This is a genomic window from Dietzia aurantiaca, assembly GCF_021033825.1.
Lineage (GTDB): Bacteria > Actinomycetota > Actinomycetes > Mycobacteriales > Mycobacteriaceae > Dietzia > Dietzia aurantiaca.
The window spans coordinates 243800-255748 of sequence record NZ_JAIFXZ010000002.1; the positions used below are offsets into that span (position 1 = coordinate 243800).

An 11949-nucleotide genomic window follows, 5' to 3' on the forward strand; every position below is an offset into this window, starting at 1 on the left:
ACTGCAGTTTTCAGGCGTTTCGAGTCGCATCCACGAGCATGCAGGGCTAGTCTGCCTCTAACCTCAAAACGTCAAACCGCATGTCAGGCAGGGTTCCACACGGGCCCCCGTGCGGGTGCACGGCCAACCGGCCGCGTACTGTTGCTGAGGTCATCAGGCCCGATGCGGTCGCCGGCTCCGCCAGGGAGGCGGTACCGCCCGGGTACGGTGAGCACGAGGGAGCGCCCGCTTCCGGAACGATCCGCAGCCCGCGGACGCGCCGGGGACGGTCACCGCACACCAGACGCTGGTGTCCTACCTTGGACATCCGCGTGAGTCATGAGACACACACGAACGAGACGGAGGAATTGTGGCCCTTCCCCAGTTGACCGATGAGCAGCGCGCTGCTGCTCTGGAGAAGGCGGCTGCGGCCCGTCGTGCCCGGGCTGAGCTCAAGGAGCGCCTGAAGCGCGGCGGCACCGACCTCAAGCAGGTGCTCAAGGACGCTGAGACCGATGAGATCCTCGGCAAGATGAAGGTCTCGGCGCTGCTCGAGGCTCTGCCCAAGGTCGGCAAGGTCAAGGCTCAGGAGATCATGACCGAGCTGGAGATCGCGCCCACGCGTCGCCTGCGTGGTCTCGGTGACCGCCAGCGCCGCGCGCTGCTCGAGCGGTTCGACTTCACGGTCGACTGATCGACGCATGAACACACCGTCGCCCGGGGCGAACAACCCGGAGACGACGGCGATGAGGGGCCGGCTGATCGTCTTGGCCGGCCCCTCCGCTGTCGGCAAGTCAACCGTTGTAGCCCGCCTTCGCGAGCGCGTCTCGGATCTCTACTTCAGCGTCTCGATGACCACCCGGGCCCCGCGACCCGGTGAGGTCCACGGGCACGACTACTTCTTCGTGTCGACGGACGAGTTCCGGGACGCCGTAGCCGAGGGCCGCATGCTCGAGTGGGCGGAGATCCATCGCGGACTCCAGTTGTCCGGCACCCCCGCCGAACCTGTCCACGAGGCGCTGGAGGCGGGGCGGCCGGTTCTCATCGAGGTCGACCTCGAAGGCGTCCGCCAGATCCGCGAGTCGATCCCGGAGGGGCGAACGGTCTTCCTGGCCCCGCCGTCCTGGGAGGAACTCGAGCAGCGGCTTCGCGGTCGCGGCACGGAGCCGAACGAGGTCGTGGCGCGCCGCCTCGAGACCGCGAAGGTCGAAATGGACGCCCGCGGCGAGTTCGACGAGGTCGTCGTCAACGACGAACTCGAAACCGCAGTCGATCAATTGGTATCATTGCTGGTCGGCTAGTGCCGTCGCCCGGGTACCACGTCAGTGTGGCCCGGGCGAGGGCCGAAACTTCCCGCATCACCCAGGCTTGTACCCAGAGGAGAACCCATAGTGGTCACCACCGAGGCCGCAGCGGCCACCCCGCTGTACGACACCCCGATCGGCATCACCAACCCCCCGATCGATGAGCTTCTCGAGCGGGCGTCCTCCAAGTACGCACTCGTGATCTTCGCCGCGAAGCGCGCTCGGCAGATCAACTCGTACTACAACCAGATCGAAGAGGGGATCCTCGAGTACGTCGGACCGCTCGTCGATCCCGGTCTGCACGAGAAGCCTCTGACCATCGCCCTTCGCGAACTCCACTCCGACCTTCTCGACTGCGCCGAGGGCGAGTGACCCCCGAGGGGGACGACAGACGCGCGATGCGTGTCGTCGTCGGCGTCGGAGGCGGGATCGCCGCCTATAAGGCCTGTGGCCTCATCAGGCTCCTCACCGAGTCCGGTTGCCACGTCGACGTCGTCCCCACAGAGGCGGCCCTGAACTTCGTCGGGGCCGCCACCTTCGAGGCACTGTCGGGGAACCCGGTGTCCACCGGTGTGTTCTCGGATGTGCCCTCCGTCCGCCACGTCGCACTGGGGCAGAAGGCCGATCTGGTCGTCATCGCCCCCGCCACGGCGGATCTGATGGCCCGTGCGGCGTCCGGCCGCGCTGATGACCTGCTCACTTCCACCTTGTTGACCGCCAGGGGCCCGGTGTTGCTCGCTCCGGCGATGCACACCGAGATGTGGGAGCACCCGGCGACGCAGCGGAACGTCGAGACCCTGCGCGGAGACGGACTCCACGTGATGCCCCCGGCCCGCGGCCGCCTCACGGGTGCGGATACCGGCGCGGGACGGCTGCCCGAGCCCGCCGACATCGCCCGATTGGCGCGGTTGCTCCTCGACGGCGGTTCGCTTCCCTGGGACCTGGCCGGAAAACACATCGTCGTCACCTCCGGCGGGACGCGTGAGGAGATCGACCCGGTTCGATTCCTCGGGAATCGCAGTTCCGGAAAACAGGGACATGCGCTGGCAGCACTCGCGGTCGCCCGGGGCGCCGAGGTGACACTGGTGACTTCCGCGGATCTCCCGACACCGCCCGCGGTCACCGAGGTGAGGATCGAATCGGCCCGGGAGCTCCGCGAAGAGACGCTGCGCGCGGCCGCCACGGCCGATGTCGTGATCAAGGCGGCCGCAGTGGCCGATTTCCGGCCCAGTCACGTGTCGGAATCGAAATTGAAGAAGGGGACCGGCGCGGAACCGGCCGAGATCCGACTCGAGCGCAACCCCGATATCCTCGCCGATCTCGTCGCCGCGCGCGGCCGCGGCGAGGTGCCCACCTCGTGTCTGCTCGTCGGCTTCGCCGCGGAGACCGGTGACGCGTCCGGGTCCGTCCTCGAGCACGGTCGGGCGAAACTGGCCCGGAAGGGGTGCGACCTCCTCGTCGTCAACGAGGTCGGTCGGGACACCACATTCGGCAGAGACCACAACGGGGGTTGGATTCTCGATTCCGACGGCGGGGAGATACTCGTCGACCGCGCGAGCAAGGACGTCCTCGCCGGGCGCATCCTCGACGCGGTGGTGGAACGGTCCCGCTGAAGGACCGCGCGCAGTGACGTGGGACGCACCGACTAGTCTGTTCTCACGCGGTCGGCGACGACCGCACGCGATCCGACGATGGAAGAGAGAATCACTGTGACGCAGGCACGTCGGCTGTTCACCAGCGAGTCCGTGACCGAGGGGCACCCGGACAAGATCTGTGACGCGATCTCAGACGCGATTCTGGACGCGATGCTGGAGCAGGACCCGGCGGCCCGGGTGGCCGTGGAGACAATGGTCACCACCGGCCAGGTCCATGTGGCCGGCGAGGTCAAGACCACCGGGTACGTCGAGATCCCCCAGCTGATTCGCGACAAGATCGTCGAGATCGGCTACGACTCGTCCGACAAGGGTTTCGACGGCATCTCCTGTGGTGTCTCGATCTCGATCGGACAGCAATCGCCCGAGATCGCGATGGGAGTGGACACCTCACACGAGGCCCGCACGTCGGTGGGGTCCGTTGAGGACGAGATCGCGCGTCAGGGCGCCGGTGACCAGGGTCTGATGTTCGGCTACGCCTGCTCGGACACCCCTGAGCTGATGCCGCTGCCGATCGCGCTGGCGCATCGACTGTCGCGCCGCCTCACGGAGGTCCGCAAGAGCGGCACTCTGGCCTACCTGCGTCCGGACGGCAAGACCCAGGTCACCGTCGAGTATGACGGCGACAAGGCGGTCCGGCTCGACACGATCGTGATCTCGACCCAACATGCGGACGGGATCGATCTGGAGACCACGCTTCGCGATGACCTGACCGAGCATGTGATCAAGCCCGTACTGGCGGAGGAAGCCGCCCTGGCGATCGACCAGAGCGATTACCGGCTCCTGGTGAACCCGACCGGCCGGTTCGTCCTGGGCGGCCCGATGGGTGACGCCGGCCTGACCGGCCGCAAGATCATCGTCGACACCTACGGCGGAATGGCCCGCCACGGGGGCGGCGCGTTCTCGGGCAAGGATCCGTCCAAGGTGGACCGGTCGGCTGCGTACGCCATGCGTTGGGTCGCCAAGAACATCGTCGCCGCCGAGCTGGCCGAGCGTGTCGAGGTACAGGTCGCGTACGCGATCGGCAAGGCCGCTCCGGTCGGCCTGTTCGTCGAGGCGTTCGGGACCGAGAAGGTCTCCCTGGACACGCTCCAGCAGGCCGTGTCGGAGGTGTTCGATCTCCGTCCGGGTGCGATCATCCGGGATCTGGACCTCAAGCGGCCGATCTACGCACCCACGGCTGCCTACGGGCACTTCGGCCGTACCGATATCGACCTCCCCTGGGAGCGGACCGATCGTGTCGACGAGCTGCGCAAGGCCGCGGGGATCTGACTCGACCTCTCGTCTGTCGTAGCGGGATGCGAGGATCCCCTACGTGACGACCACACGGCCAGCGACCCGGGCCCCGGCGGCTGACGCCCCGGTGGCCCGGGTCCTGCCTCTGCTCGGGGTGCCGCATCTGGACCGCGAGTTCGACTATCTGGTGCCCGAGTCCCTGACTGGGCAGGCACTGCCGGGCACGCGTGTGCGGGTTCGCTTCGCCGGTCGGTTGGTCGATGGATTCGTCATCGCGCGTTCGGGGGAGTCGGAGCATCGGGGCGAGTTGGCGTGGTTGGAGCGCGTCGTCTCGCCGGAGGCGGTGCTCACGCCCGCGTTGTTCGAGCTGGTGGAGGCGGTCGCGCGCCGGTGGATGGGCATGCGTTCGGATGTCATCCGGTTGGCGGTCCCTCCGCGACACGCCGCCGCGGAGAAGTCCGTGCCGGAGCCCCTCGAGCCGCTCGGGGTGACCACGGGCCCGGTCGAGCTCCCCGAGGGCTGGGACGACCACCCGATGGTCTCCAGGTTCCTCGAGGCCGCCACCGCCGGGATCCCCGCGCGAGCGGTCTGGACGGCCCCACCCGGCCGGGATTGGGCCACGGCTCTGGCGTCGCTGGCGGACTCGGTCAGACGCAGGGGCCTGCAGGTTCTGTTGATCGTTCCGGACCAGCGGGATGTCGACCGTCTCACGGAGGCGTGCCGGGCGGCCGTGGGGGGAGGAGCGGCCGGCCGGGATCTCGTCGCGGATCTGTCCGCGGGTGTCGGCCCTTCCGCGCGCTACCGGCGCTGGCTGAGGGCGACCCGGGGCCATGCGCGAATCGTCGTGGGCACCCGGAGCGCGGTGTTCGCCCCGCTTCCGGAACTCGGTCTGATCGTCCTGCACGATGACGGCGACGATTCCTTCGTCGAGCCGCGGGCGCCGTACCCGCATACGCGTGAAGTGGCGGTTCAGCGTTCACTTCTCGACGAGACCCCGCTCATGTTCAGTTCTGTCGACCGGACGCCGGAGGTCGCGGAGTACGTCCGGTCGGGCTGGGCCCACGAGGTACGTCCGCGGACGGGTCTCATCAGGGAACTCGCTCCCCGGGTCATCGCGGTGACCGATGCCGATCCGATCCAGGCGCGGGACGTGGCCGGGGGTCGCACCAGGTTGCCGGCCGTCGCGCTCACCATGGCGCGGGAGGCGCTCGACGTGGATGCGCCGGTGTTGGTTCAGGTTCCGCGTAAGGGCTACATCCCCACCCTGCTGTGCGGTTCATGTCGGGCGCCCGCGCGGTGCCGACGGTGCAACGGCCCCATCAGGGCCGGCCGCATGGACGAGGTCTACGGGCCGGTGGATCTCGCGTGTGGTTGGTGTGGCGCACCGGAGACCGGATTCCGGTGCGTCGCGTGTGGGTCCAGGGCGCTTCGTGCCGGCGTGGTCGGCGCCGGAAGGACCGCCGAGGAACTCGGACGGATGTTCCCGGGGGTGAGGGTGCGGACGAGTAGGGGAGGAGAGACCCTCGATTCCGTCCCCGCCGCCCCTGCGATCATCGTGTCGACCCCGGGGGCTGAACCGGTCGCCGAGGGGGGGTACGGCGCCGCGCTACTACTCGACTCGTGGGCCCTGCTCGGCAGGCCTGACCTGCGTGCGGTCCAGAAGGCACTGAGGCTCTGGATCGGCGCGGCGGGCCTGGTCCGCCCCGCCGAGGAAGGTGGCCGGATCTTTCTGTCGGCGGATTCCGAATCGCCGGTGTCGCAGGCGCTGGTGAGATGGGCTCCGCAGGCCTGGGCGGAGCGTGAGCTGGCGGACCGGGCCGAGGTGGGGTTCCCGCCGGCGGTGCACATGATCGCCGTCGACGGCCCGGCGACCGCGCTTTCCGAGTTCCTCGATGGCTTCCGGCTCATCGATCGTGTCGAGGTACTGGGCCCGGTGGACCTCCCTGAGGGTGAGGAGCTTCCCGGTCAGGAGCAGATCGAGGATCCGGAACGACTACTGCTACGGATCCCTCCCGCCGACCTCCCCGTGGTCGTCACCGAGGTGCGGGCGTTCGTGGTCGGTCGATCCGGCAGGCGCAGTTCAGAGCCGGTCCGCGTGCGGCTGGACCCGGTCCACATCGGTTGACCGTACCGGCGCTCGTTCGGTCTGCTGGATTGCCCCTAGAATGGACCGTCACCACCACCAGTGCTCGCGAGGAGACCAGATACGCATGCCTGTCCTTCCCGTCCGGCTCTTCGGCGACCCGGTACTCCGGACTCCGACCGACCCGGTCACGTCCTTCGATGACAGGTTGGAGCGGGCGGTGACGGACCTGATGGACACCGTCCGCCACGAGGACGGCGCCGGGCTGGCGGCTCCACAGATCGGGTTGTCCATCCGGGTGTTCGTCTACAGCTGTGGAGGCCGGGAAGGACATCTCGTCAACCCGGAGTGGGAGCCGATCGGTGACGACAGGACCCACGTGAACGAGGGGTGCCTGTCGATCCCCGGGGTGTCCGAGCCGACGGAGCGATTCGCCCGCGTCCGAGCGAGAGGCCGCGACCTCCGTGGCCGGCCGGTGAGCTTCGAGGCCGACGGCATCCTCGCGAGGGCCGTCCAACACGAGACCGATCACCTCGACGGGATCCTGTTCCTCCAGCGCCTCGCTCCCGAGCAGAGGAGGTCGGCCATGGCACAGATCCGCTCGTCCTCCTGGTTCGGCAGTGCCGGGATCAGCGCGGGCGTTGTCCATGATCAACTGTCCGAGACGACGGGGGCGAGATAATCATGCGGCTCGTCTTTGCCGGGACGCCGGAGGTGGCGGTCCCCTCGCTCAGGGCGCTGTTGGACAGCGATGCACACGACGTGGTGGCGGTGGTTTCCCGGCCGGACGCCAGGACTGGGCGGGGACGGGGTCTTTCCCGCAGCCCCGTCGCTGCGGCGGCGGATGCCGCGGGCATCGACGTCCTGACACCTCCCAGTGCCCGCGACCCCGAGTTCGGTGAGCGTCTCCGAGAACTGGCTCCGGATGCGGCACCTGTGGTCGCCTACGGCCACCTCGTGCCCCGGCCGGTGCTCGAGATCCCCACGCATGGGTGGATCAACCTCCATTTCTCCCTACTGCCGGCCTGGCGGGGCGCTGCCCCCGTGAACGCCGCGATCGCGGCCGGGGATGAGGTCACCGGTGCCACGACCTTCCGACTCGACGAGGGCATGGACACCGGGCCGGTGCTGGGGACCATGACCGAGACCATCCGGCCGCGCGACACGGCGGGGGAGCTCCTGGGCCGATTGGCCGATGCGGGCTCCGGGTTGTTGTTGGCCACCCTCGACGGAATCGAGGCCGGGCGGTTGCGCGCCGAGCCGCAACCGCAGGACGGCGCGTCCTACGCGGGGAAGATCACCGTCGCTGACGCCCGCGTGCGGTGGACGGATCCGGCCATCGCGGTGGATCGTCAGATCCGCTCCGTGACCCCGGCTCCGGGCGCGTGGACGACCATGGGGGGCGAGCGAGTCAAGATCGGGGTCGCGCGCCCGGCCGATCAGTCCGAGCTCGAGGCCATGGGGTCTGAGTCCTCACTCGCACCGGGACGTATCCGGTGGGACAAACGAGCGTTCCTCGTGGGGACGGCGTCGGCCCCGATTCTCATCGAGAAGTTGCAGCCTCCGGGCAAAAAGATGATGGAGGCGCTGGACTGGGTGCGCGGTGCAAGGCTCGAGTCCGGGACGGTCTTCGAATGAGCGCCGACGATTCACTCGGCCGGGGACAGTCGCGTCGGGGCCGCGGCAAGGGCTCAGGACAGCGTCCACGCGGCGGCGCCGGTGGTCAGGGAACGCGCCGGGACGGCGCGCAAGGGCGGCGGAGTCCGCAGGGTCCGGGCCAGAACAAGCGTCCGCAGCCGCAGGCGCCCCGCCCCGACGCCCGGTCGGTTGCGCTGGCGGTCATGACCGCCGTGCGGGAACGGTCCGCGTACGCGAACCTCGCCCTCCCGGCCGGACTGCGCCGGGCCCGGCTGGACGCGAGGGACGCCGCCCTCGCGACGGAGCTCACCTACGGAACCCTGCGTGCGCAGGGCCTACTCGACCGCATCATCGCACTCGCGGCATCCCGTTCCGTCGACGAGATCGACCCTCCCGTGTTGGACCTGGTCCGGCTCGGTGCGTACCAGTTGCTGTTCACCCGCATCGGTGCCCACGCGGCGGTCGATACGACCGTGGAAGCCGCGCGGACCGAGGGGCTGGGCCGCGCGGGGGGATTCGTCAACGCCGTCCTGCGCAAGATCGCGGCGCGCACGACCGAGGAGTGGATCGACACCCTCCGGGAGGCGGTGACGGATCCGATCGCCCGGATGGCGATCGGCACGGCGCACCCGGAGTGGATCGCCCGGGCCTTCGCCGAGTCACTCGGTTCCGCGGCAGGCGAGCTTCCCGAACTCTTGGCGGCGGACGACGCGAGGCCCAGGGTTCATCTGGCCGCGCGCCCGGGCGCGATCACCGGCGAGGAGCTGGCACTGGTGACAGGCGGACGGGAAGGGCGACTGTCTCCGTACGCCGTGCACCTGGACTCCGGGGATCCGGGATCCCTCGACGCCGTCCGCGAGGGCATGGCCGCGGTTCAGGACGAGGGGAGCCAGCTCGTCGCGCTGGCTGCCGCCGGGGCGCCGGTCCTCGGCGAGGACGGTGGACGTTGGCTGGACCTGTGCGCGGGCCCGGGCGGTAAAGCCGTACTGCTCGGGGCGCTGGCGGAGATCGAAGGCGCCTCACTCACCGCGGTGGAGGTGTCCGAGCACCGTGCCGGTCTGGTGCGTGAGGCGACCAAGGATCTCCCGGTCACCGTGCACACCGCAGATGGCCGGCAGCCGGGGCTCGAGCCGGGGTTCGATCGCGTGCTCCTGGACGCACCGTGCTCGGGACTGGGGGCTCTGCGTCGTCGTCCCGAGGCGCGCTGGCGCAAGACCGCGGGGGACGTTCCCGAGCTCGTGTCGCTGCAGCGCGCGCTCCTCGACTCGGCGTTGGATCTGGTCCGGCCGGGCGGGGTGGTGCTGTACGCCACGTGTTCGCCGCACCTGTCGGAGACCGTGTCGGTGGTCCGCGAGGCGGGACGGCGGGCGGACGTGGAGACGCTCGACGTGCAGGAGGTGCTGGCCGGGATCTGCGTGGAGCCGATCGAGGGTCTCGGTACCGGGCCGTGGGCCCAGCTCTGGCCTCACCGGCACGGGACGGACGCGATGTTCATGGCCGCGCTGCGCCGCGTCGCCTGATCAGGGGTGTTCGGCTGAGCGACAGCACGAACGTCTCTTTCGGGCACGGGCGGCGGGCGAGAATCGAAGCAGCCGTAGGCGCGGCCTAGACTGGACGGCATGTCGTACCAGCCGCTCATCGCGCCGTCGATCCTGTCCGCCGACTTCGCCCGTCTCGACCGCGAGATCGAGCGGATCCCGTCCGCCGACTGGATCCACGTCGACGTGATGGACGGCCACTTCGTCCCCAATCTCTCCTTCGGCGCGCCGGTCGCCAAGGCGGTCGGCGCGGTCACGGGCAAGCCGATGGACTGCCACCTCATGATCGAGGACCCGGCCCGCTGGGTCGGCGATTACGTGGACGCCGGCGCGTACAACGTCACCTTCCACGTGGAGGCGACCGACGACCCCGCGGGCGTGGCCGAGCTGCTGCACGCACGGGGCTGCAGGGCGGGGATCTCCCTCAAGCCGGGCACCCCGGTCGAGCCCTACCTGGAGCTTCTCGACCATGTCGACCTGGTTCTCGTGATGAGCGTCGAGCCCGGCTTCGGTGGCCAGAGGTTCATGCCCGGGATGCTCGACAAGGTCCGCACCCTGCGTGCGGAGATCGATCGTCGTGGGCTCGACGTGCTGATCCAGATCGACGGCGGGATCGACTCCGCCACGATCGGTGAGAGCGCCGCGGCGGGAGTCGACGTCTTCGTCGCCGGATCGGCCGTCTACGGCGCGCCCGACCCCGACGCGAAGGTCGAGACCCTGCGCGCGGAGGCTCTGGGCGCCCGGGCGTGACCATGGCTGGATCCCCGGGCGCGGGCCGGGAACGCGAGCGGGCGGCACTCGCCGAAGCGCTGGCGGCGTCGCGGTCGGCGCTCGGGGTCTCGACGCCCAATCCCCCGGTGGGTGCCGTGGTGCTCGACGCCGCCGGCGCGATCGTCGGACGCGGCGCGACCGAGGCCGCGGGAGGCCGGCACGCCGAGGTCGTGGCGCTCGACGAAGCCGGGCCCCGGGCCCGGGGCGGGACGTTGGTGGTCACGCTCGAACCCTGCTCGCATCACGGCCGTACCGGCCCCTGCACGACGCGGGCGATCGAGGACGGGATCGTACGGGTGGTGTATGCGGTGCCGGATCCGACGCCTGATGCGGCCGGCGGGGCGGAGACGTTGCGGCGGGCGGGAGTCGACGCCGTACGCGTCGACGACGACGAGACGGCAGCCGCCCGGTCGGGCCCACTGAAGGCGTGGCTCCACCGGCAGTCCCGGGGCCGGCCGTTCGTGACCTGGAAGTACGCGGCCAGCCTCGACGGTAGAGTGGCGGCGGCCGACGGGAGCAGCATGTGGATCACCGGGCCCGAGGCCAGGCGACACGCACATGCCCGACGGCAGGAGATGGACGTCGTCGTCGTCGGGTCAGGGACGCTCCGCACCGACGACCCGGCACTGACCGCCCGCCTCGACGACGGCTCGTCCGCCCCACGGCAACCACTCCGCGCCGTCATGGGGCTCACGGACGTGCCCCGGGATGCCCGGGTGCGCGGCACCGACGGGCGGTTCCGCCACCTGGCGACGCGGGACCCGGGTGCGGCGCTGGACATGCTCGGTGACGTCCAGCACGTCCTGATCGAGGGGGGCCCGCACCTGGCCGGGGCGTTCCTCGCGGCCGGGCTGGTCGACGAGGTGGACGCGTACCTGGCGCCCCTCGTCCTCGGCGACGGGCTGTGCGCGGTGGCCGGGGCCGGTGTCACCACCCTCCTCGAGGCGCATCGTTTCACCGTGCTCGAGTCCAGGACACTGGGCGTCGACGTGCACCTACGGATGACCACAGATCGACACACCGCGGCATCACCGGCCGCGCAGACGGAAGGACCCCGCTGATGTTCACCGGAATCGTCGAGGAGCTGGGCACGCTCGAATCCGTCGAACGGATGGGGGACTCGGCACGCCTGCGGATCCGGGGCCCGGTCGTGACCTCGGATGCCGGGCACGGCGACTCGATCGCCGTCAACGGTGTCTGCCTCACGGTCACCGAACACACCCCCGGCGAGACCTTCGACGCCGACGTGATGGCGGAGACCCTCGACCGCACCGCTCTCGGGACGCTCGCCCCCGGCGACAGGGTCAACCTCGAGCGGGCGATGCGCGCCGACGCCCGGTTCGGTGGCCACATCGTGCAGGGGCACGTCGACGGCACCGGCGAGCTGCTCAGCCGGGTCGAGCACGAACACTGGCAGGTCGTCCGCTTCTCGCTGCCGGCCGCGCTCGCGAAGTACGTGGTGGAGAAGGGGTCGATGACGGTCTCGGGGACCTCGCTCACCGTCTCCGCGGTCAGTGACGCCGGCGCTACCGAGCCGTGGTTCGAGGTGTCCCTCATCCCGACGACGCTCGAGGCGACCGTCCTCGGGGCGTTGGCCGCAGGAGACACGGTGAACCTGGAAGTGGACGTGCTCGCCAAATACGTCGAGAGGCTGCTCGGTGGACGCGGTGGCGGGGCCGGCTGACCTGATGCGCCATACTTGAGCCCGCGCCCGCGGCCGACGCGCGGGACACGATCAGACACAGGAG

General features: G+C 70.1%; 12 protein-coding genes. All 12 read left to right on the forward strand.

The features are described 5' to 3' along the window. Positions 1-349: 349 nt before the first annotated feature. Positions 350-673 (forward strand): integration host factor, actinobacterial type, encoded by a 324-nt coding sequence (gene mihF / locus K3888_RS03730; protein ID WP_182633042.1) that lies wholly within the window; start codon positions 350-352, stop codon positions 671-673. Positions 674-680: 7 nt separating this feature from the next. After that, positions 681-1280, forward strand: coding sequence for a guanylate kinase (gene gmk / locus K3888_RS03735; protein ID WP_230928880.1), 600 nt, complete (start codon positions 681-683; stop codon positions 1278-1280). A gap of 90 nt (positions 1281-1370) precedes the next feature. Continuing rightward, positions 1371-1655: a DNA-directed RNA polymerase subunit omega gene (gene rpoZ, locus K3888_RS03740; RefSeq protein WP_230928881.1), complete on the forward strand. Its 285-nt coding sequence runs from the start codon at positions 1371-1373 to the stop codon at positions 1653-1655. Next, positions 1652-2896, forward strand: a complete 1245-nt coding sequence (coaBC, locus tag K3888_RS03745; RefSeq protein ID WP_504766132.1) for a bifunctional phosphopantothenoylcysteine decarboxylase/phosphopantothenate--cysteine ligase CoaBC — start codon at positions 1652-1654, stop codon at positions 2894-2896. The genes rpoZ and coaBC overlap by 4 nt, the downstream gene beginning before the upstream one ends. Positions 2897-2974: 78 nt before the next feature. After that, on the forward strand, positions 2975-4207 hold the full coding sequence (gene metK / locus K3888_RS03750; RefSeq protein WP_230928882.1) for a methionine adenosyltransferase: 1233 nt from the start codon (positions 2975-2977) through the stop codon (positions 4205-4207). A 43-nt stretch (positions 4208-4250) separates the two neighbouring features. Next, positions 4251-6296: a primosomal protein N' gene (locus K3888_RS03755; RefSeq protein ID WP_230928883.1), complete on the forward strand. Its 2046-nt coding sequence runs from the start codon at positions 4251-4253 to the stop codon at positions 6294-6296. Between the two features lie 85 nt (positions 6297-6381). Then, positions 6382-6936: a peptide deformylase gene (gene def, locus K3888_RS03760; protein ID WP_230928884.1), complete on the forward strand. Its 555-nt coding sequence runs from the start codon at positions 6382-6384 to the stop codon at positions 6934-6936. Positions 6937-6938: 2 nt separating this feature from the next. Then, on the forward strand, positions 6939-7892 hold the full coding sequence (gene fmt, locus K3888_RS03765; RefSeq protein ID WP_230928885.1) for a methionyl-tRNA formyltransferase: 954 nt from the start codon (positions 6939-6941) through the stop codon (positions 7890-7892). Further along, positions 7889-9412: an RsmB/NOP family class I SAM-dependent RNA methyltransferase gene (locus K3888_RS03770; protein WP_269074743.1), complete on the forward strand. Its 1524-nt coding sequence runs from the start codon at positions 7889-7891 to the stop codon at positions 9410-9412. The genes fmt and K3888_RS03770 overlap by 4 nt, the downstream gene beginning before the upstream one ends. Positions 9413-9511: 99 nt before the next feature. Beyond that, positions 9512-10180 carry a ribulose-phosphate 3-epimerase gene (gene rpe, locus K3888_RS03775; protein ID WP_230928886.1) on the forward strand — a complete coding sequence of 223 codons (669 nt, stop codon included), beginning with the start codon at positions 9512-9514 and terminating at the stop codon, positions 10178-10180. Between the two features lie 2 nt (positions 10181-10182). Further along, a complete protein-coding gene (ribD, locus tag K3888_RS03780) occupies positions 10183-11262 on the forward strand; it encodes a bifunctional diaminohydroxyphosphoribosylaminopyrimidine deaminase/5-amino-6-(5-phosphoribosylamino)uracil reductase RibD (protein WP_230928887.1) in 1080 nt (359 codons plus the stop codon). Then, positions 11262-11885, forward strand: a complete 624-nt coding sequence (locus K3888_RS03785) for a riboflavin synthase (protein ID WP_230928888.1) — start codon at positions 11262-11264, stop codon at positions 11883-11885. The genes ribD and K3888_RS03785 overlap by 1 nt, the downstream gene beginning before the upstream one ends. The last annotated feature ends 64 nt before the right edge of the window (positions 11886-11949 follow it).